Origin of the sequence: Nonomuraea sp. NPDC049141 (assembly GCF_040648415.1) — a bacterium.
Classification (GTDB): domain Bacteria; phylum Actinomycetota; class Actinomycetes; order Streptosporangiales; family Streptosporangiaceae; genus Nonomuraea.
In genome coordinates, this window is record NZ_JBEZDR010000003.1 from 228,518 (window position 1) to 249,172 (window position 20,655).

The following is a 20,655-nucleotide window of genomic DNA, read 5'->3' on the forward strand; positions in this document are numbered from 1 at the left end:
TCGCCAGGCTCGCCCGGGTCAACCGCCCGAGCGTCGCGACCGGCCCGACCGACCGGCCCGACCGACCGACCCGCCCTAACGACCCCGAACGGCTGAGCTCGACCGCCCCGACCGCCCCGACCGACCCGCTTGGGCCGCCTGGTCCGGTGGGGGCGTTGGGGTGGTCTGGTGGTGATTGGGTGATCTGGTTAAGGGGCCACAAGTCCGGGCTTGTCCCGCTAGGGTCCTTGGGGTTGATCTCACAACCCCGTCAGGAGTCACTTCCTCATGCCGTACGTCGAGCCGCTGCGTGAAGGCGATCCCGCGGTGGTCGGGGCCTACCGGATCACGGGGCGGCTCGGGGCGGGCGGTCAGGGTGTGGTGTATCTGGGGCAGGCGGCCGACGGGAGCCCGGTGGCCGTCAAGGTGCTGCGGGAGGTCGCCGCCGGTGATGACCGGCTCGCCAGGGAGATCGCGGCGGCGCGCCGGGTGGAGCCGTTCTGCATCGCTCAGGTGCTGGACGCGTCGATGGGCGGTCGGCCGTACATCGTCAGCGAGTACATCGACGGGCCCTCCCTGCAGCAGGCGGGCCGCCATGCGGGCGGCGACCTGCAGCGACTGGCCGTGAGCACTGCCACGGCGCTGGCCGCCATTCACGCCGCCGGGGTCGTGCACCGGGACTTCAAGCCCGCCAACGTGCTGCTCGGGCGGGACGGGCCGCGGGTCATCGACTTCGGCGTCGCCCGCGCCACCGACGCCGCGGCCACCGGCACCGCCACCGGCAGCATCGTCGGCACACCCGCCTACATGGCTCCGGAACAGTTGGCGGGGACGCAGGTCGGGCCCGCGGCGGATGTGTTCGCGTGGGCGTCTGTCATCGTGTTCGCCGGCACCGGTACGCCGCCGTTCGGTGAGGACACGCTGCCGGCCGTCATCAACCGGATCCTGCACCAGGAACCCCAGCTGGGCGACCTGCCGGCGCCCCTGCGCCCGGTCGTCCACGCGTGCCTGGCCAAGGACCCGCGCGACCGCCCGGCCATGCGGGACGTGCTTCTGCGTCTCCTCGGCGGCCAGGAACGTCCATCGCCGGTAGCTCAAGCGCCGGTAGCCCATGCCCTGGTAGCTAACGTGCCGGTAGCTCCTGCGTCGATGTCCCAAGGGCTGGTGTCCCAAGGGTCGATGTCCCAAAAGCCGAAGCGCACCGTGGGTCGGTTCCCGCTGGTCGCCGCTGTTGCAGGGGCGGTCGCCGTCTCCCTGGCGGCCGTGTCCGTGGGAGCCGTCGTCATCCGGAACGCCGCCTCGACCCAATACGGAGGCGGGCCGCTGCTCGTCGCCAAGTCGAGCAAACCGGTGACCCCCTCGACACCCCCGGCCAAGCGCGGCACGCACAAGCCGAAGAAGTCGAAGACACCCTCGGCGGATCGCACGACCACCCGGCCACTGCCCACTCGTACGAAGGACCCCACACCGACCAGTACGAAGACAACCCCCACGCCCACCCGGACGCGGACGAGCTCCACCCCCACCACGAGCAAACCCGCGTCGAGCGCCTCGTTCACCCTCGCCTACGTCCGCGTCCAGGGGTCATCCAAGATCAACACCGAGGGCGTCACCTGCTTCACCGGCTCGATGAACTTCGCCGCCGGGGTCGACGCCACGAAACCGGCGGCGCCGTACTCCTACCAATGGATCTACAACGGGAAGGTCATCGAGAGCGGCTCAGCGCGGCTGCCAGCCGGCAGCCGCAGCGACTACGTGCACTCGAAAGACCTCGTCGAGCCGCAGGACGGCACGCATACGATCACCTATCGGATCACCTCGCCGGTCTCCCGCGCCAAGTCCCTCAGCTTCACCATGTGCTAGATGGTTGATCGGGGAATTGGTGCAGGTCGATTAGGTCAGTGGTCGTAGGCGATCAAGGATCGTTTACGCGGCGTGCCGATCTTCCAGTTGAACCAGATCGCGACGTTCAGGGCCAACAGGCGCTGGATCACTCGGGTCCACAGCCCGGACAGGATCCGGGCGCCGTGCTGGTCGAGGCCGAGTTGCCCTCGGACCACGGTGATGCCGAACTCGGTGAGCAGGGTGCATTCGAAGTCCGCGCCGGCGAAGCCCTTGTCGCACACGTCGATGGTGCAGGGCGCGGGTCGGTTCTTCGCCTCGGCGAGCATCAGCACGACGGCCTCGCGTTCACCGTAGAGCTTGGGGTTGACCAGCCCGAAGCGGGACCTGGTCCATAGTCCGTAAGTAGCGCAGACCCGGCTCGGCCGTCACGGCGCAATCCTGGCGACCCGGGGTACTTGAGCATCCCCGAAATCGAGCCGTCGGCAATGCCGACGCTCGTGCAGATCACTCGGTCACTCCCAGCCGGTCATGGTGGAGGTACTCGTCACACAGAACTCGTTTCCCTCTGGGTCGAGCATCACCGTCCACGTGTCCGGGTTGTCGTGGGAAACCGGATCCTGCCGCACCTCGACCAGCTGAGCTCCGGCCTTGACCAGCCGCGTGACCTCGGCCTCCATGGAGCCTGAGGTCACCAGGTCCACGTGTAGCCGGTTCTTGCCCACCTTGGGCTCGGGCACCTTCATGAAATACAGTGATCCGCCGACACCGGCGGGATCGCTGACCTGAAACTCGTCGGGGTTGCGCCGGCTGACCTTGTAAGCCAGGGCCTGCGCCCAGAATTCGGCCTGGCGAAGCGGGTCGCGACAATCAACGACAACAGCCAGCAGTGAAACCGACACCTCGATCACCCCGTCACCGAGAACCAGGCGCCCCCCGCCAAACATTGTAGGACGTCGCCTTATTTGGCGAGTTGGCGGTAGCAGGTGAGAGCGGCGGCGATAGCGACGAAGGAGCCGAGGTGGTCGGCTCGGCGTTCTGTTTCCCTTCCGCTCACGCATCTAGAAGCGGACCCGGCCCGCCGAGGCAGGCAGGCCGGGGTTCGCCGCCCTTCGGGTTAGGAGGATCCGTTGATCAGGGCCATGGCCAGGTCGGGGCTGAACGTCCCGGCCGGGATGCCCTGGCCCAGGTTGCAGCTGCCGTCGGAGTCGCCCGGGACCTTGACCCAGAAGAGGTACTCGGCGCCGGTCGTCTGCTTGACCGGCGCGCTGCCCAGCTTGCGTCCGGGCGGGTTGCACCAGCTGTCCTGGCCGCTCCAGGGGCCGTTGCCGTTACGGCTGGTGTCGATCACGTACTTCTTGGCGCCGACGGTCCCGGACAGGTAGCCGTTGACCGCGACGGAGTAGGTCTCGGAGTTGGCCGTGGTGATGTAGTTGGACACGTTCACGGAGAAGCCGCGCGTGTTGGCGATGCCCGACTTGACCAGCCGCGTGGCCATGTCGTCGGCCGCGACCCAGGTGGCGTTGCCCGCGTCGAGGTAGACCCAGGCGTTCGGCGCCTGAGCACGCAGGACCTGGGTGGCGTCCAGCAGCATCGCGTACTGGCCTTCCGGATCGTCGGCGCAACTGGCGGCGGCTGTGCCGTCGGGCTCCAGCACGACGATCGCGTGCCGGGTGCCGATCGCCTTGGCGAACTCGGTGATCCAGGTGTGATACCCGGCCGCGTCGCCCGCGCCGCCGCCCGACTGGTTAGCGCACGCGTCGCGGTTCGGGATGTTGTACGCCACCAGCATCGGCAGCTTGTCCTGGGCCTGGGCGGCGCCGACGTAGGTGTCCACGGCCAGCGTGAGGTCGGTGAACCAGCCGCCGAACCACTCGAAGATCGGCTTGTTGGCGATGTTCGAGCCGATGGCGGTGGCTTCGCTCGTGCCCTGGTGGGTGGAGACGTACTGGGCGGGGTTCGACTTGTCCGAGACGTACAGCGCCGTCGGCCGGGTCGTCTGCGTCTCCATCAGCGAGACGTTGTCGAAGCGGACCGTCGGGGTGCCGCCGGACCCGCCGAGCTGGAAGGTCACCTCAGCGGCCGTGCTGGTGGCGGCCGCGGCCACGAACGGGATGCTGTAGCGCTTGCTTCCCGTCGTGAGCTGGACGGGCGCGGCCAGCGACTGGTTGGAGCTGGGCGTCGCCACGTACTGCACGGTAGTGGTGGCCTTGAAGGCCGTCGTGGAGTACGCGTCGAACGAGAGCGTGTAGTTCTTGCCCGCGGTCAGGGCGGCCGTGGTGGGGCTGGTCACCATGGCGTCCCACGGATTGGCGACGACAGAAGTCACGTTCACCCGCATGCGGCCGGACTCGGCCGTGACCGCCGTCTGGCCGATCGCCTGCCAGGGTGCGGTCGAGCTGGTGAAGACGCCGTTGCCGATCAGCTGGGCGGCGGCGGAGGCAGGCGGGGGTACGACCAGGACGGCGGCCACGACCGCGGTTAAGGCTGCGGCGGCTTTTGCTGCGATAAATCGCACTAAATCACCTTTCAGTGGGGTTCGCTCGAAGAGCGTCGTCGGCGCAGGTGCTGAGCGCGCACGCCGACCGCACTCGAAAAGACATGGCGGACCTCTCTCGGCGCGGTGCCGCAGCGTCGGCGCTGATCATTACTGACCACCCTAGATACGGTCAAGGGATTGCGTATGGGGAAAGGTCCGTAAAGCGGGGCCTCTTCTCTATGGGTCAGGTCATGGTCTACCGTCTATGGGAGCGCTCCCAGTCTGTATGTCGACAGCATCGACGCAGGCCAGGTGCGTTATTCCGAGAGAGGTACCGCCAGGTCATGATCCCCGTGCGGATGGGGATCAGCCCGCTCTATATGGTCATGATCCGGCCGGTCGTCAGATCATCGGCGGCATCATGGGAAGGGTCCGTCAAGGCATGAGTTTTCTCTGGGGCGCGGCGACGTCCAGCTATCAGATCGAGGGCGCGTTCGCGGAGGACGGCAGGGGGACGTCCATCTGGGACACCTTCAGCCGCACCCCCGGCAAGGTGCGCGATGCCGAGAACGGCGACGTGGCCTGCGACCACTACCACCGTTACGCCGACGATGTGGAGTTGATGGCGGGGCTGGGGTTACAGGCGTACCGCTTCTCCGTCTCGTGGCCGCGGATCGTGCCGGAGCGCGGGGTGGTGAACCAGCGCGGGCTCGATTTCTATCGTCGCCTGGTGGACACGCTGCTGGAGCGCGGCATCACGCCGTGGCCGACGCTCTATCACTGGGACCTGCCGCAGTACCTGGAGGACGCGGGCGGGTGGCCTAACCGGGACACGGCCTATCGATTCGCGGAATATGCCGACATTGTGCATACGGCGTTGCGGGATCGGGTGGCGAGCTGGACGACGCTGAACGAGCCGTGGTGTTCCGGGCTGCTCGGATATGCCGGTGGCGAGCACGCGCCGGGGCGTCATGAGCCGTCCGAGGCCGTCAAGGCGGTGCACCACCTGCTGCTGGGCCACGGCCTCGCCATCCCCCTCCTGTCTGGAAATATCGGCATTACGTTGAACATGTCGCATGTGACGCCCGCCACGGCGTCAGAGGCGGACGTGGACGCCGCTCGCCGGATAGACGGCCTCCAGAACCGGCTGTTCATCGATCCGGTGCTGCTCGGCTCGTACCCCGAGGACGTCGTCGGCGACCTGGCGCCCCACAGCGACTTCTCCCACGTCCTGGACGGGGACCTGAAGACCATCTCCCGGAAGATCGACATGCTGGGGATCAACTACTATTCCCCCGCCCTGGTCGCGGCCGGCGAGCCCGCGCCGTCCACCGGCACACCGTGGATCGGCGCCGAACACGTCCGCTGGGTGGACGGCGGCCGCAAGCGCACCACGATGGACTGGGAGATCGACGAGAACGGCCTGCTGGAGCTCCTCCAGCGCGTGCACAAGGACTACCCCGCCATCGACCTCTACATCACCGAGAACGGCGCGGCCTTCGCCGACGAGCTGAGCGCGGACGGGGCTGTGCACGACCCGGACCGCATCGACTATCTGGAACGCCACATCAACGCCTGCGCCGAGGCGGCTCGCCGGGGAGTGCCGCTCAAGGGCTACTTCGCCTGGTCCCTGCTGGACAACTTCGAGTGGGCCCACGGGTACGGGCAGCGGTTCGGCATCGTGCACGTGGACTTCGACACGCAGCGGCGCACCCCGAAGGACTCAGCCCTCTGGTACGCGGCCCGCATCCGAAAGGGCGGCCTGGGGTGATCCCGCCGCGCAAGCGGCACAGCTCATCCGTACTTTTCCGCATACGTACGGGCAGTGCGCAGTAGCTCGGACTCCATCCACTCGGCGGCGGCCAGCGTACGCGGGAGCAGGTGGCGCTCCGTGGTGGCGGCGCGGAGCAGCAGAGCCGCGGTGATGTCGTGGTCGGGGCGGCGGACGACGGTGATCGGGTCGTCCGCGCGGATCTCTCCCGGCGCGATCACCCGGAGCAGCGCGCCGGTACGGCCGACCTCGATGAACCGCTTCATCCAGCCCTTCTCTCCGACCCACCCCGCGAACGTGCGGCAGGGAATCCGGCCGGCGGTCACCTCGACCACCAGGTCGGAGCCCACCTGCCAGCGTTCGCCGATCAGCGCCTCGGTCACGTCCAGCCCGGATGTGGTGAGGTTCTCACCGAAGGCGCCATTGGCGAGCGTACGGCCGAGGGCCAGCTCCCAGGCGTCCAGGTCCTCGCGGGCGAACGCGTACACCGCCCGGTCACTGCCCCCATGGTGGCGGCGGTCGCAGACGGCGTCCCCGGCCACGCCGCCGCCCACCGTGCCCTTGGGGCCGACGGGCGACACCTGGACCGGCCCCGTCACCGGGCGCTTGTCGATGCCCGTCATCCCTCCCGGGGCATCGGTGTAGTCCACGGGCATGGGGCGGCCGACGTTCACCGACAGAAGTCTCATGGTTCCCAAACTATTACTGATCATTGGAGCGAACACTTTTGGGGTGATCGGTGAAGGAGGGGGGACCGATCCCCGCTACGGAAGACAGGCGATGACTCGAAGAGCTACGACATGGCCCAGATGACGGAGCGGGAGGAGGACGCCGCGATCATCGAGCGGTCCTTACGGGAGCCGGAGTGCTTCGCCGAACTGTTCGACCGCTACCACGCGCCGATCCACGGCTACGCCGAGCGGCGGCTCACCCGGCCCCTGGCCGACGACATCGCCGCCGAGACGTTCCTGATCGCGTTCGGCCGGCGCCACACCTACGACCTGTCCCGCCCGGACGCCCGGCCCTGGCTGTACGGGATCGCCTCGAACCTGATCTCCCGCCACCACCGGGCCGAGGTCCGGCAGTACCGCGCGCTGGCCAGGACCGGTGTCGAGGAGAGCAGCGAGGACCACGCCGACCGGATCGCCGGTGAGCTGGCGGACCGCCCCCGGCTGGCGGCGGCGCTGGCCAGGCTGCCCGCCGCCGAGCGCGACGTGCTGCTGCTGGTCGCCTGGGCCGACCTGACCTCCGAAGACGCGGGCAAGGCGCTCGGCGTCGCGGCCGGCACGGTCCGGTCCCGGCTCCACCGGGCCCGTACGAAGATCCGCGCCGCGCTGGACCCGGCACTCACCAGGAAGGGCAGTTGATCATGAACGAACACCCGGACGCCGATCTGGACGCCCTGCGCCGGACCTGGCCTGAGCCCGCCCCGCCGTCCCATGACACCTATTCCGCCGCCAGGGCCGCGCTCCTCCAGGAGGTCACCGCGGCGGTTCCCCGGCGTGCGCGCCGCTTCCGCCTGCCCCGCTCGGGCGGGCGCGTCCTCGCGGTGGGAGCGCTGGCCGTCGCGATCACGATGGTCGCAGTGGTCGTCGGGAACCCCGGGGGAGTCGACGTGCCGCGCCCGATCGTCCCCGGCCTGGCGATGCCGGCCGCCAACGCGCAGGTACTGCTCCACAAGGCGGCCGCCGTCGCCCGGGACCGGCCCTTCACCGCGCCCCGCCCGGACCAATGGATCTACATGGAGACACGCCTCCAGGGGGTCGACAATGCCGCCCCAGGCGAGGTGCAGACGCCGGAGACGCCGCTGAAAACCACCGTGGATCGGGCCTGGACGCGGGCCGACGGCAAGGTGTTGGTCACCTTCGAAGGCGGCAAGATGGTCCGCTCGCCCACCGGAGGGGGCATGCCCCCCACCAGCTTCGCCAAGGTGGCGGCGCTGCCGACGGATCCCGATGCGCTCCTGGCCTGGCTGTACGGAAACATGGGCGATCACGGCGAGAAGCGGGATGTCATCGCCTACAGACTGCTCGGCTCCCTGCTCAACAACAACCTCGTCCCCCCGGCCCAGGAGGCGGCCGTCTACCAGGCGATGGCCAAGATCCCCGGGGTGACGGTGAACCCGGACGCGGTAGACGTCGCCGGACGTCCGGCGCTGGCCGTCGGCGCCATCGAAGACGGCTGGGTGGGTCACGAGATCCTGCTCGACCGGACCACGTACACGTACCTGGGCGAGCGTGCCGTCGCCATCGCCGACTACACCTCCCCTGAGAAGGGCACCACCACGAACGGGGATCAGAAGATCGTTACGTTGGGGGACTCCCACACGATCAAGAAGGGGACGATCATGACCCTCGCCGTCCGCCTCGCCATCGGCATCACCGACAAGCCCGGAGTACGGCCCTGAACGGTGGTGCGGCCCGCCTGCGCCGATGGGCGGTGCCGACAGCCTCGCTGCTGCTGGTGCTCCCGTCGGCGGTCAACCTGGCCGGCGGGCTCACCTGGATCTGGACACCGTCGCTGCCACTCCCACTGCTCCACGTGCTGACGCGGGCCGGCCTGCTGGACGGGTGGTTGGTGCTGGATCTCCTGGCCGCCTCGGGCGTGCTGGGCGGGGCCGCCTTGGCGGCGCTGGCGGCGCGGGAGAGGACCGCCGCCGTCCTGCTGCTCGCCGCGGTCTCGGCGATCAGCCTCGCCGCCGCCGTGATCGGAGGCGTGTGGCTGCCCACGTGGTACGGCGTGGCGTACGGGGGAGCGCTGGTCATATTACGGACGTCTGGCCGATCTCATCCAGACTGATCATTATCGCATCAGCTTCTTGCTCGTTATCGACCGGCCGGGGGGCGGAGGCTGGATGTCGGCTCTCATACCCCAGTCGGAGAAGCGGACGTCGTTGATGTAGCCGAACCATCCCTGCCCTTCGGTCATCCCGTTGAAAGGCTTGGTTTCTGGTTCGCGCCACTTGCTCCACGCTCGGTGTACGAGCTGGTCTCGGCCGATCCACAGGCGCCAGGAGATAGTCCAGGCAGTGTATTCGGATTCGGACCCCTGCTTGAGGAAGTAGAAGTCCTTGGCAGGGTTGGCGTCGAGCAACTGGCCGAAAGTGATCGTGCCCTCATAGAGGGTGGTGCGAGTGCCGTCGTAGGTGCTCGCGGCCCGTCTGCTCGTGGTGGTGGCGAGCACGGCCCGGAAAGTGGCCGGGTCGTCGAGGCGGATATGGCCTGAGCCCACAGCCAGCCGCTGAACGGATTCGTAGGCGAGCCACGTCTTGCCCTTGGGAAGTCCCTTCGGCCGGTACTCCCAGGCGCGCTTGCCGATGCAGATCGTGCGGGTGCTGCTTTTCGCCGTGTGGTAATACCGCAGATCGGTTGCCACAATCTTGCCGTTGCCGAACCCGACGATGCCCTTCTCGGGTTGGCCGCGATCCCAACCACCCTGGCCGCCGTCGTTGATGGTGAAGCGATCGTTGATTCGCACGCCGTGGCCCTTGACGAGCTGGCGTTGCATCGCGGCGACCGGGTCCGGCGCGGCGTCGGCGCCGGCGGCGGGTGCGCCGGTCAACACCGATGCGGCCAGGGTGAGGGCCGCGATCGCCTTTGCTCCTCGTGATGGCATCCAATGATCTTCCCAGTCGTACGTCTCGTCGCGATCACATTGTGAACGTTTCACCGGCCGCACCCGAGGTGACCCGGGAAGACCCGGAGGCCCCGAATCCGCGCCTTGACGCTCCCCGTACGGCCGAGAAGACTCACCGGCGATCCCCTCAAGTGTTAGCGATAACAGCGAGGTGGCACATGGCGCGATCCATCGTCTCCCTGATGACCGTCCTGGTCATGGCGGCGGCGGTGATCGCCGTCCGCCCGGCCGGTGCGGTGGCAGCGGCCTATCCCAATCCCGGGTACGTGACCGGCAGCATCGGCGTGCACGATCCCTCGGTCGTGAAGACGTCGAGCGGCTACCTCCTGGCGAATACCGGTAACAACATCGCCCTCAAGACGTCCACTGACCGCACGGCCTGGCGGGACGCGGGTGTGGCCTTCCCCGGCGGCGCGTCATGGACGCTGCCGTACACCGGCGGCGGCGCCAGCCTGTGGGCGCCGGACATCTCCCGCCACAACGGCAAGTACTACATGTACTACGCCGCCTCCACGTTCGGCTCCCGCAACTCGGCGATCTTCATGGCCACCAGTGCCACCGGCGCCTCGGGTACGTGGGCCAACCAGGGGCTGGTCATCTCCACCACCTCGTCCAGCAGCTACAACGCGATCGACCCCAACCTGGTCACGGACGCCGCCGGCAACTGGTGGCTGTCGTTCGGATCGTTCTGGACCGGTATCAAGCTGATCCCGGTCAACTCCTCGACCGGACTGCGCTCCGGGACCGCGCTCTACTCGATCGCGCAGCGCACCGGCGGCAGCACGGCCGTGGAGGCGCCGTTCATCTTCCGGCACGGGTCGTACTACTACCTGTGGGTCTCGTTCGACCTGTGCTGCCAGGGCGCGTCCAGCACGTACCGGATCATGGTCGGGCGGTCGACCAGTGTGACCGGCCCGTACGTGGATCGCAACGGCACCGCCATGACCTCCGGCGGCGGCACGCAGGTCCTCGCCGGGCACGGCGGCATCCATGGGCCGGGCCATCAGGCGGTGATCACGGACAGCGACGCCGACGTGCTCTTCTACCACTACTACGCCGACAACGGCGCCTCGCTGCTCGGCATCAACCTCATCGCCTACGACAGCGCCGGCTGGCCCTACGTCTACTGAACCCTCACCCCTGGAGCCAGGCATGCTTCCCGCGAGAAGGTGCTCCCTCTCTCTCGTGCTCGTCATGGTCCTCGCCCTGACCTGGACCATGGACGTCAACGTCGCCTCCGCCGCCGTGGCCAAGCAGGTGGAGAACCTGGATCGCGGCCTGATCAGCGTCCATTCCAGCGGCGGCAATCTGGTGTCCTGGCGCCTGCTCGGCACCGAGAGCATGAGCACCGGGTTCAACCTCTACCGAGGCGGCACCCTCCTGAACTCGTCGCCCATCACGAGCTCGACGAACTACCTCGACTCCGGCGCCGCGGCGACTTCCGCGTACACCGTCCGCGCGGTGGTCGGCGGCGTCGAGCAGGCGCCCTCAGCGGCGGCGACGCAGTTCGCCAGTGGTTACCTGGACGTCCCGATCCAGCGGCCCGCCGGCGGCACCACCCCCGACGGGGTCGCCTACACCTACAGCGCGAACGACGCGAGCGTGGGTGACCTGGACGGCGACGGCCGCTACGAGTTCGTGCTCAAGTGGGATCCGTCCAACGCCAAGGACAACTCCCAGTCGGGCTACACCGGGAACGTGTTCGTGGACGCGTACAGGCTGAACGGCACCCGCCTGTGGCGTGTCGACCTGGGCCGCAACATCCGGGCCGGGGCGCACTACACCCAGTTCCAGGTGTACGACTACGACGGCGACGGCAGGTCCGAGGTCGCGATGAAGACCGCCGACGGGAGCGTGGACGGCACCGGCAAGGTCATCGGCTCCGCGTCCGCGGACTATCGCAACTCCTCCGGCTACATCCTGTCCGGGCCCGAATATCTGACCATGTTCAACGGCCAGAGCGGGGCGGCCATGTCCACGGTCTCCTACAACCCGCCTCGTGGGACCGTGTCCAGCTGGGGCGACTCCTACGGCAACCGGGTCGACCGGTTCCTGGCCGGTACGGCGTACCTGGACGGGCAGCGGCCCAGCCTGATCATGGCGCGGGGCTACTACACGCGTACGGTGATCGCCGCCTGGGACTTCCGCGCCGGGGCGCTGACCCAGCGGTGGACGTTCGACTCCAACGTGTCCGGCTCCCAGTACGAGGGGCAGGGCAACCACCAGCTGGCGATCGCGGACGTCGACGCCGACGGCCGGGACGAGATCGTCTACGGCTCGGAGGCGATCGACGACAACGGGAGCCCGTTGTGGAACACGCGGCTGTTCCACGGTGACGCCCTGCACGTCGGCGACCTGATCCCGGCCCGCTCCGGCCTTGAGGTGTTCAAGCCGCACGAGAACACCAACCAGCCCGCCACCTCCATGGTCGACGCCCGGACCGGCGCCGTCATCTGGACGAACCCCTCCTGCGGCTGCGACAACGGGCGCGGCGTGTCCGACGACGTGTACGCGGGCAGCGCGGGCGCCGAGTCGTGGTCGGCGGCCGTCTCCGGGCTGTACAACACCTCCGGCGCGAACATCGGCCGCAAGCCCGGCTCGACCAACTTCGTGGTGTGGTGGGACGCCGACCCGGTCCGCGAACTGCTCGACGGCACGCACATCGACAAGTACGGCACCGGCGCCGACACCCGCCTGCTCACCGGTTCGGGCGTGCACGCCAACAACAGCACCAAGTCGACCCCGTCGCTGTCCGCCGACCTGTTCGGCGACTGGCGCGAGGAGGTCGTCTGGCCGACGACGTCGGAGACGGCGCTACGGATCTACAGCACCCCCACCGCCACGACGCAGCGGCTGTGGACCCTCATGCACGACCCGCAGTATCGGGTGGCGATCGCCTGGCAGAACAGCGCCTACAACCAGCCGCCGCACCCGGGCTTCTTCCTCGGGAACGGCATGTCCACCCCGGCCCAGCCGAACATCTACGTGCGCTGAGAGAGTCTCAGGAGGCGGCCTCGGCCCAGTCGCCGTTGGTGACGGTCGCGGCGACGCGTTCGGCCAGGCCGGAGGCCCGCCGGGTGAAGCCGGTCGGCGGCGGCCCGCCCGCGAGCCTGTCCAGTGCGCGTAGCCAGGGGCGGGCCTGGTCCAACGCCTGCTGCTGAGCCTGCTCGGCACCGACGCTGGCGAGGTGGTCGTCGGCCCATCCCGCCACGGCCCGGGCCAGCAGCTCATGCTCGGCACAGGCCTGGCGTACCTTGGCCTCCAGCCCGGCCACCTGCGCCAGCAGCAGCTGCAGCCGGCGCGACCGGGAGGTGCGCTCCAGGCCGTCCAGCTCGGCCAGGCGCTGCGGCCAGAGCAGCAGCTCGGTCAGTTCCGCGCACGTCGCGGCGACGATCGCCGTCCGGCCGGCCTGGCCGTCCTCCTGCTCGGCGTGCAGCCGCACCGCGGTGGCGACGGCCTGTTCGGCGCTCTTCCGGTAGTCGGCCAGCCGTCCGCTGAGTGCGCCTTGCAACAGCCGTACGCGATGCTTCAGACAGCCCGCGCTCCAACCCTGCACCAGCACCCGCTCGGCGGTGGCCTCGGCGTGCCAGCCGACCCGGGCCACCTGCCGGGCCATGCGCTGGTGCACCACCCAGGACGCCTTTCCCTCGGCTCCGGTCAGGTCCGCCCAGACGCGCACCCCGCCCAGCGGCAGTGGTACGGCCTGGAAGCGTGCCTGATCGGGCGACAACGGCGCACAGATCCGCTCGATCACCTCACACTGCGGCACCGATAACACGGAGCGCCGGCCTCTCGGGGCTGACTCGTGGTGGGCCATCGCGCGGCTCCCTCCAGCAGGGCTCTACAAACCCACACTCAGGACAACGTACTAATCGCTTGGCCGGCGATTGTGGTGAAGCATGTCTCTTGGGTCAGCGGTGGATGTTCGCGCTAATGTGGCAAAAATCAGCTTATGCCGAGTTTGGTGATGATGGGCTTGTTGAGAGCGGTGATTGTGCGCAAGGTGGAATGTCAGAAGGTCTCCGCTCAGCCGGTATGACGCTCATGGCGGACCGTACCAGGCACTATTGCTTGCTGGAGCGGCACCTGTTGGTCCGCGGGCCGGTGCCGGTCGACCCGGTCAGCGACCTCCATAAGGCGGGTGCATATCTGTTCGAGCTTGTCATGGGCTTGATTGCGCTCCGCGATGATCGCCGCCAGCAGCAGGGCGGTCAGTGACGCGGCCCCGTTGAACGCTTGAAGGGTGACCATGTTGAGGAACAGGTCGTGCTTGGCGAACGGGCCGGAACCCTGCGCGGCCGCGACGATCGCGACCGTCACCACGATCAGCGCGCATGCCGTGGCGCCCGCCAACTGGAACCGCAGGGCGGCCCAGATCAGGAACGGGAAGACGAGGAAGAGCAGATTGATGGAGCTCATCGTCGCCACCAGCGTGACGAGGAGCGTGCCCACGGCCAGGGCGATCGCCTCGATCCAACGGGACAGGTGAGCGTCCCACGGTGTCCGGGACGTGCGCAGCACCAGCAGAATGGGGGTGATCACGAGAACGCCCATCGCGTCGCCCGCCCACCACACCGACCACGTCGGCCAGAAGTCACTGCTCTGGAGTCCACCGGCGAGCAGGAGCGCGCCACTGCCCACCGTCGCGCTGATCACCATCCCCATCAAGGCGCCGAGGAACACCAGCGCCAGCGCGTCCCGCAACCGATCCAGCTCGATGCTGAAACGCGCCCGGACGAGCATGAGATAAGCGCACACCGGAGCGAGGGTGTTGCCCACGGAGATCGCCACGACCGCGGGCAACGTCGGCCCGATCGACAGGTTGACCAGGAACGCACCGAGAGTGATCCCGGGCCAGAACCGGATGCCCATGAGGAGGAGACAGGCCAGCGCGATGCCCGTCGGTGGCCAGAGCGGCGTGACCTGCCCGCCGACCAGCTCCTGCCGCAACCCCACCTTGGCGGCCGCGAAATAGGCGCCTGCGACGGCGAGGACCCGCAGGACGTTCATCACATGCGACCGGGGCCCATCGTTGTTCAGCATGTCGCCTCACTCCCCGTCACCTGCGAAAACTGCCCCCCATGACATTCTGCTACGGGATGAGCGGGACACCGACCGCTGGATGTGGTTCGCGCGCACGCACCGAGCTGGGCTGCAACTTCTGCAGCAGTCGAGGTATACCTCCGGTTTGATGCGCTACGGGCGGTGACGGAGTTAGCGTGGCGGATGCACATCAGCGCCGCATCGCTCGTACGGCGGGTGTCCGCGGTCCACCCCCTGCTTCTCGACGGCGCTCTGGCCCTGACGCTGGTCGTCGGGACGTGGCTGTGGGAGATCTACGAGCCGGGCAAGGGCCGGCCCGCCGACGCCTTGTCCCTGACGCTGAGCCTGCTGGTGAACGGGCCGCTGGCCCTGCGCAGGCGGGCGCCGGTCGCCGTCCTGGTGGTCTCCACCGTGGCGGCGCTGGTCTACCACCTGCTGGGCTACCACTTCGTCCTCAACAACATGGGCCCGCTGGTGGCCCTCTACACCGTCGCCGCCCACCGGTCCCCGGCGGTCTGTCTGGCCGGGGCGGCGCTGCTCGTGACGGAGTGGGTGCACGCCGGGCTCCACCAGCCCGGCATCGCGCTGTGGTCGGCCCTCGGCCAGTCGCTCCTGGTGGCGGCCGGCGCCGTGGGCGCGGGCACGAGCACGCGGCTGCTGGTCGAGCGCACCGGGCAACTCGCGGAGCTGGCCGACCAGCTCCGCAGGGAGCAGGACGCCGCCGCCCGCCGTGCCGTCACCCACGAACGGCTCCGGATCGCCCGCGAACTGCACGACGTCGTCGCCCACCACATGTCGGTGATCTCCGTTCAGGCGGGCCTCGGCCGTTACGTCGCCCTGTCCGACCCGGCCACCGCGCACGCCTCGCTGGGGGTCATCGCCGACACCACCCACGAAGCGCTGGCCGAGATGCGGCGGCTGCTGTCGATCCTGCGGATCGAGGCCGACGACCAGGACGAAGGGCTGTACACGACGACCCCCGGGCTCCAGGGCCTCGAACTCCTGGCGGAGCGGATCCGCGCCGCCGGGCTGCCGCTCGAGGTGGTCGTCGAGGGAGCGGCCAGGCCGCTGCCGCCCGGCCTGGACCTGTGCGCCTACCGCATCGTCCAGGAGGCCCTGACCAACGTGCTGAAGCACGCCGGCCCGGCCAGGGTGGAGATCCGGGTGACGTACGCCCCCGCCAGGCTGACGTTACGCGTCACCGACGACGGCGCGGCGTTCACCGGGAGCCCCCGTTCTGGCGGTCACGGATTGATCGGCATGACCGAACGTGTCAGGCTTTATCAGGGAACGATCACCGCAGGGCCGCTGCCGCTGGGCGGATTCGAGGTGCTGGCGATCTTCCCGCTGCCCCCGCCCGACGATCAGACTCAAGAAGCGAGCTCATGATCAGAGTGCTCGTGGTCGACGATCAGGTGCTCATCCGTGCCGGTCTGGCCGCGCTGCTGCGCGCGGCGGGCCTGGAGGTGGTGGGCGAGGCGGCCGACGGGGAGGAGGCCGTCCGCCTGGCCGCCGCCGTCAAGCCCGAGGTGATCCTGATGGACATCCGGATGCCGGGCATCAGCGGCATCACCGCCACCGAGCGGATCCTGGCCGCCGCCGAGAGCACGCCGCCCAAGGTGCTCATCCTCACCACGTTCGACCTGGACGAGTACGTCTTCAACGCGTTGCGACTGGGCGCCAGCGGCTTCCTGCTCAAGGACACGCCGCCCGAGCGGCTGATCGCCGCCATCCACACGGTCGCCTCCGGTGACATCCTGCTGGCCCCGATCGCCACCAAGCGGCTGATCGAGGCGTTCGCCGCCCCGCCGCAGGAGGCCGCCGTGTCCCCGCCCCCGGCCCTGGACCGCCTCACCAGCCGCGAGACCGAGGTGCTCGGCCTGGTCGGCCACGCCCTGTCCAACAGGGAGATCGCCGAGCGGCTGTCGGTGAGCGAGGGCACCGTCAAGACCCACCTCAACCGCCTGATGGCCAAGCTGGGCCTGACCAGCCGCGCCCAGGTGGTCGTCCTGTCCTATGACTGCGGCCTGGTCAAGCCCGCGTCCCGGTAACCTGGGCGATACCCTGACGCATATGGGCATGAAGATCATTGTCGACGACCTGTCGGGCGCGGAGATCGCCGCGTTCCTGGACGAGCACCTCCAGGAGATGCGATCCATCACGCCTCTGGAGAGCAAGCACGCCCTCGACCTCGACGCGCTCCGCAAGCCCGAGGTCACGTTCTGGACGGTCATCGACGGGGACACCCTCGTGGGCTGTGGCGCGCTCAAGAGGCTGGACGCGGAGCACGCCGAGGTGAAGTCGATGCGCACCCGGCCGGTGCGCAAGCGGAGCGGGGTCGCGTCCCTGCTCCTGGCGCACATCATCACCGAGGCCAGGCGCATGGGGCTCACCCGGCTGAGCCTCGAGACCGGCTCGGACGAGTTCTTCCTGCCCGCCAGGAAGCTGTACGAGAAATTCGGCTTCGAATACTGCGAGCCGTTCGCGGATTATCGGTCCGACCCATATAGCGCATTCATGACTAAGACGCTCTGAACGTCGGCGACTGTAGCGCGGCCGGTAGATGTTTGAGGGCTCTTCGATAGCGGAAAGTTGGGGGACATTCCGACATTTGGAGACCCCTGAATGACGACCCCTCCTCTGCAAATACCGGTCCCTGGTGAGCTGGCGTCCAGCACGATTCACCGCTATCGGGACGAGAACGGGCCGGTGTTCCGCATCGAGCTTCCGGGCAAGGTGAATGCGTGGGCCGTGACCTCGTACGACACGGTGAACGCGGTCCTCTCCAACGACGACATCCGCTTCAGCAAGAACCCCGAGAACTTCACCGCGCTGCACGACGGCACCATCTCCCCGGACTGGCCGCTGCGGCAGCTCATCGAGGGCGAGCACCTGCTGGTCAAGGATGGAGCGGATCACCGCAGGCTGCGCGGCCTGGTCAACCGGGCCTTCACCCCGGCACGCGTGCAGGGCCTCGCCGCGCGCATCCAGGAGATGACGGACGAGCTCCTCGACCGGCTGGCGGACGAGGGGGAGGTGGTGGACCTCGTCCGGCATTTCACCGAGCCGCTGCCCGTCAACGTGATCTGCGAGCTGTTCGGTGTGCCCGCAGAAGACCGGAACCAGATCCGCCTCTGGAGCGGCGTCCTCCTGTCGCACACCGCCACCCCGGACGAAGCCGGCGCGACCGGGGCCGCCCTACTCGGGTACCTGGGCCGGTTCATCGACAGCAAGCGCGGCGATCCGGGTGACGACCTCACCACCGGGCTCATCCGGGCGCAGGAGGACGACGGGGACCGGCTGTCCGACAGCGAGATGGTGTGGATTCTGTGGCTGGTGCTGATCGCCGGTCACGAGACCACCGTGCACCTGCTCGCCAACGCGGTCATCGCCTTGTGCGCGGACCGCGACCAGCTCGACCTGGCACGTACGAAGGACGCCTGGGGGCAGGTGGTCGAGGAGTCGTTACGCAGCCGGAACTCGGTGATCAACGTCCTGTTCCGCTACCCGCTGGAGGACGTGCGGCTCGGCGACGTGACGATCCCGGCCGGGGAGCCGATCATGATCGCGGTCGCCGGCACCGGGACGGATCCGGCCAGGTTCGGCGGGGACGCGGGGCGCTTCGACATCGCGCGCGGCCAGGAGACGCATCTGGGGTTCGGCCGCGGGCCGCACTTCTGCCTGGGGGCGCCGCTGGCCAGGCTGGAGGCCCGCATCGCGCTGTCCTCGCTGTTCGGCAGGTTCCCCGAGCTGCGGCTGGCGGTCGATCAGGACCAGATCGCCTACACCCCGTCGATGATCACCGAAGGGCCGGTCGAGCTGCCCGTGGTGCTGGGGCCCGCCGGCTGAGCTCCCGGCGGGCCCGCGATCGCCTGACCTAGGCGGGGCTGGTGGTGCCCAGGAAGTAGTACTCGCCGATCGGGGTGGTCGGCACGACGTAGGTGTCGCTGACGCTGACCACCCACCGGTAGGTGCCGGCGGTTTGGCTGGTGCATCTGTCCGGCCCCGGGGTGCCGGTTGCGGTGACGTGGATTGGTTGTGAGTGCCGGGTGCTGTCGGCGTGTCGTTCATATGTTCTATCCAGCTCAGCCAACCATTGGTAATCTAACGGTCGCTATCCGTGAAAGTTGGAGGTGCGGGTCATGCGGGCGTGCCGGTTGGCTTCCCCTGTGGATGCGGTGACGTCGTGGTGCGCTCACCAGTGTGGTCGCCGTTCGGTAGGTGAGTGTGCCTGCCTGGCGATGGTGGCTGACGCGCATGGCTGAGTCGCTGCGGCTGATCGCTGCGCCGTTCGTCGCTCCGGGGCCGTCGGGGGTGGCTATCCGGGATCGGCTCAAGGGCTTGACGGCGCGCGATGAGCGGGTGTTGCGGTTGGTGGGCGCACATCTCGGTACTTTGGCTTCGCGGGATCTGGCGGTGCGTTGTCGTGCTGGGTTGGAGCATTCCAGCCAGGGGTGGGCGTCCCGCAAGCGGGAGTTGACGCCGCTGTCGTCGTCGCGGTGGGCGGGGGCGATCACGAAGGCGTCGCATGATCAGTGGGCGCTGGCTCGCCGCTGCCAGTGGGCGCACCTCCAGTCGCTTGAGGCCGGTATCGCGACGATCGCGCACCGTCTGGCTCAGCCGATCGGCGCGAAGGGCTCGAAGAAGGCGCCGGGCGGTTACCGCAGCAGGCAGGAGTGGCATGCCAAGGCCCGCCGCCTGGCCATGTTGCGCGACCGGCTGGAACGGGAGCGGGCCGACTGGGAGGACGGGCGGGTGCGGGTGGTGCGGGGCGGCAGGCGCCTGCTCAACACCCGTCACCACCTCCAAGCCGCCCAGCTCACCGAGGCCGAATGGCGGCAGCGGTGGCAGGTCGAGCGGTGGTTCCTGCAGGCCGATGGCGAGTCGGGCAAGCGGTATGGCAATGAGACGATCCGCGTCACTCCCGACGGTGAAGTGAGTATCAAGCTGCCGGCCCCGCTCGCCGCGTACGCCAACGCCGGGCACGGCCGGTACGTGCTGGCGGCGAAGGTGTGCTTTGCGCATCGCGGGCAGCAGTGGGCCGACCGGGTGCAAGCCAACCAGGCCGTCGCCTACCGCATCCACCTGGACATGGAGCGTAGCCGCTGGTATCTGACCGCTTCCTGGTCCCATCCGGTCGCCCCGGCCACCCCGATCGCCGCCGCGCTGGCCGGGGGCGTGGTCGGGGTGGACACCAATGCCGATCATCTGGCTGCCTGGCGGCTGGATGTGCACGGTAACCCGATCGGCGATCCGCGCCGTTTCGGCTACGACCTGACCGGCACCGCCGAGCACCGTGACGCCCAGGTCCGGCACGCCCTGACCCGCCTGCTGCACTGGGCCCGGACGTGCCAGTTGCGCGCGATCGCCGTCGAAGACCTCGACTTCACCACCGCCAAGACCCGCGAGAAACACGGCCGCAACAAGCGGTTCCGGCAGCTCATCTCCGGCATGCCCACCGGCCGCCTCCGCGCCCGCCTGTCCAGCATGGCCCAGACGGCCGGCATCAGCGTCATCGCCGTGGACCCCGCCTACACCTCCAAGTGGGGGGCACAGCACTGGCAACAGCCCCTCACCTCGACCAATCGTAAGACCAGCCGGCACGATGCGGCGAGCATCGCGATCGGCAGGCGCGCCCAAGGGCATGCGATCCGGCGACGGACGACACCGCCCCGCGACGACCAGAGCGATCGTCGCGGGCATCGGAGCGTCCAGGCCGGGCCGGAGGTTCTTGGGCGTGAGGGACCCCGCCTCCGCATTCCCGGACCACGGACACGATCCGCGCTGCCCGGACGCGGCCAGAACGCGGGCAACCAGCACGCCCACCACCGTTCGGGGCGCGCGGCCGAGCATGAGCCCTGGCAACAGGACCCACTCCCGCTCAGTCTTTAGGAACGGTGCCGTC

20 protein-coding genes are annotated in these 20,655 nt (G+C 68.8%); 12 read left to right on the forward strand and 8 right to left on the reverse strand.

The features are described from left to right. The first annotated feature begins 267 nt into the window (after positions 1 to 267). Entirely contained in the window at positions 268 to 1,842 is a 1,575-nt protein-coding gene (locus tag AB0B91_RS09695) for a serine/threonine-protein kinase (RefSeq protein ID WP_358317858.1), read from the forward strand. Positions 1,843 to 1,877: 35 nt separating this feature from the next. Here AB0B91_RS09695 and AB0B91_RS09700 read toward each other — a convergent pair whose 3' ends face one another. From AB0B91_RS09700 to AB0B91_RS09710, 3 genes are all read right to left on the reverse strand, one after another. Further along, positions 1,878 to 2,156 (reverse strand): hypothetical protein, encoded by a 279-nt coding sequence (locus AB0B91_RS09700; RefSeq protein WP_358317859.1) that lies wholly within the window; start codon positions 2,154 to 2,156, stop codon positions 1,878 to 1,880. Positions 2,157 to 2,336: 180 nt separating this feature from the next. Then, positions 2,337 to 2,732 carry a VOC family protein gene (locus tag AB0B91_RS09705; RefSeq protein WP_358317860.1) on the reverse strand — a complete coding sequence of 132 codons (396 nt, stop codon included), beginning with the start codon at positions 2,730 to 2,732 and terminating at the stop codon, positions 2,337 to 2,339. A gap of 206 nt (positions 2,733 to 2,938) precedes the next feature. Further along, positions 2,939 to 4,339: a glycoside hydrolase family 6 protein gene (locus tag AB0B91_RS09710; protein ID WP_358317861.1), complete on the reverse strand. Its 1,401-nt coding sequence runs from the start codon at positions 4,337 to 4,339 to the stop codon at positions 2,939 to 2,941. A 403-nt stretch (positions 4,340 to 4,742) separates the two neighbouring features. Here AB0B91_RS09710 and AB0B91_RS09715 point away from each other — a divergent pair, with 403 nt between their 5' ends. Further along, on the forward strand, positions 4,743 to 6,071 hold the full coding sequence (locus AB0B91_RS09715; RefSeq protein WP_358317862.1) for a GH1 family beta-glucosidase: 1,329 nt from the start codon (positions 4,743 to 4,745) through the stop codon (positions 6,069 to 6,071). 23 nt (positions 6,072 to 6,094) lie between these two features. Here AB0B91_RS09715 and AB0B91_RS09720 read toward each other — a convergent pair whose 3' ends face one another. Continuing rightward, positions 6,095 to 6,760: an MOSC domain-containing protein gene (locus tag AB0B91_RS09720; protein ID WP_358317863.1), complete on the reverse strand. Its 666-nt coding sequence runs from the start codon at positions 6,758 to 6,760 to the stop codon at positions 6,095 to 6,097. A gap of 111 nt (positions 6,761 to 6,871) precedes the next feature. Here AB0B91_RS09720 and AB0B91_RS09725 point away from each other — a divergent pair, with 111 nt between their 5' ends. Genes AB0B91_RS09725 through AB0B91_RS09735 form a run of 3 tightly spaced genes read left to right on the forward strand, consistent with a single transcriptional unit; the run spans position 6,872 to position 8,870 of the window. Continuing rightward, positions 6,872 to 7,438, forward strand: coding sequence for an RNA polymerase sigma factor (locus AB0B91_RS09725; protein ID WP_358317864.1), 567 nt, complete (start codon positions 6,872 to 6,874; stop codon positions 7,436 to 7,438). A gap of 2 nt (positions 7,439 to 7,440) precedes the next feature. Continuing rightward, a complete protein-coding gene (locus AB0B91_RS09730) occupies positions 7,441 to 8,478 on the forward strand; it encodes a CU044_5270 family protein (RefSeq protein ID WP_358317865.1) in 1,038 nt (345 codons plus the stop codon). A 32-nt stretch (positions 8,479 to 8,510) separates the two neighbouring features. After that, positions 8,511 to 8,870, forward strand: coding sequence for a hypothetical protein (locus tag AB0B91_RS09735; RefSeq protein WP_358317866.1), 360 nt, complete (start codon positions 8,511 to 8,513; stop codon positions 8,868 to 8,870). Positions 8,871 to 8,873: 3 nt separating this feature from the next. Here the strand turns inward: AB0B91_RS09735 and AB0B91_RS09740 are convergent, their stop codons facing one another. Further along, positions 8,874 to 9,740, reverse strand: a complete 867-nt coding sequence (locus AB0B91_RS09740) for a hypothetical protein (protein WP_358317867.1) — start codon at positions 9,738 to 9,740, stop codon at positions 8,874 to 8,876. Between the two features lie 125 nt (positions 9,741 to 9,865). Between AB0B91_RS09740 and AB0B91_RS09745 the strand changes: the two genes are divergently transcribed. Further along, the gene (locus AB0B91_RS09745; RefSeq protein WP_358317868.1) at positions 9,866 to 10,837 is read left to right on the forward strand and encodes an arabinan endo-1,5-alpha-L-arabinosidase; all 972 of its coding nucleotides are present in this window, start codon (positions 9,866 to 9,868) and stop codon (positions 10,835 to 10,837) included. Between the two features lie 64 nt (positions 10,838 to 10,901). Further along, entirely contained in the window at positions 10,902 to 12,701 is a 1,800-nt protein-coding gene (locus AB0B91_RS09750) for a rhamnogalacturonan lyase (RefSeq protein WP_358318333.1), read from the forward strand. Positions 12,702 to 12,708: 7 nt separating this feature from the next. Here AB0B91_RS09750 and AB0B91_RS09755 read toward each other — a convergent pair whose 3' ends face one another. Continuing rightward, positions 12,709 to 13,476: a hypothetical protein gene (locus AB0B91_RS09755; protein ID WP_358317869.1), complete on the reverse strand. Its 768-nt coding sequence runs from the start codon at positions 13,474 to 13,476 to the stop codon at positions 12,709 to 12,711. Between the two features lie 257 nt (positions 13,477 to 13,733). After that, positions 13,734 to 14,750 carry an MASE1 domain-containing protein gene (locus AB0B91_RS09760; protein ID WP_358317870.1) on the reverse strand — a complete coding sequence of 339 codons (1,017 nt, stop codon included), beginning with the start codon at positions 14,748 to 14,750 and terminating at the stop codon, positions 13,734 to 13,736. Positions 14,751 to 14,912: 162 nt separating this feature from the next. Here AB0B91_RS09760 and AB0B91_RS09765 point away from each other — a divergent pair, with 162 nt between their 5' ends. From AB0B91_RS09765 to AB0B91_RS09780, 4 genes are all read left to right on the forward strand, one after another. Next, positions 14,913 to 16,139: a sensor histidine kinase gene (locus tag AB0B91_RS09765; protein ID WP_358317871.1), complete on the forward strand. Its 1,227-nt coding sequence runs from the start codon at positions 14,913 to 14,915 to the stop codon at positions 16,137 to 16,139. Next, positions 16,136 to 16,801, forward strand: a complete 666-nt coding sequence (locus AB0B91_RS09770; RefSeq protein WP_358317872.1) for a response regulator transcription factor — start codon at positions 16,136 to 16,138, stop codon at positions 16,799 to 16,801. The genes AB0B91_RS09765 and AB0B91_RS09770 overlap by 4 nt, the downstream gene beginning before the upstream one ends. A 28-nt stretch (positions 16,802 to 16,829) precedes the next feature. Beyond that, positions 16,830 to 17,285 carry a GNAT family N-acetyltransferase gene (locus AB0B91_RS09775; protein ID WP_358317873.1) on the forward strand — a complete coding sequence of 152 codons (456 nt, stop codon included), beginning with the start codon at positions 16,830 to 16,832 and terminating at the stop codon, positions 17,283 to 17,285. A 90-nt stretch (positions 17,286 to 17,375) separates the two neighbouring features. Further along, a complete protein-coding gene (locus AB0B91_RS09780) occupies positions 17,376 to 18,599 on the forward strand; it encodes a cytochrome P450 (protein ID WP_358317874.1) in 1,224 nt (407 codons plus the stop codon). Positions 18,600 to 18,627: 28 nt separating this feature from the next. Here the strand turns inward: AB0B91_RS09780 and AB0B91_RS09785 are convergent, their stop codons facing one another. After that, positions 18,628 to 18,843, reverse strand: a complete 216-nt coding sequence (locus AB0B91_RS09785) for a hypothetical protein (RefSeq protein ID WP_358317875.1) — start codon at positions 18,841 to 18,843, stop codon at positions 18,628 to 18,630. Between the two features lie 164 nt (positions 18,844 to 19,007). Here AB0B91_RS09785 and AB0B91_RS09790 point away from each other — a divergent pair, with 164 nt between their 5' ends. Further along, entirely contained in the window at positions 19,008 to 20,642 is a 1,635-nt protein-coding gene (locus AB0B91_RS09790; protein WP_358317876.1) for an IS200/IS605 family accessory protein TnpB-related protein, read from the forward strand. Positions 20,643 to 20,655 lie beyond the last annotated feature (13 nt).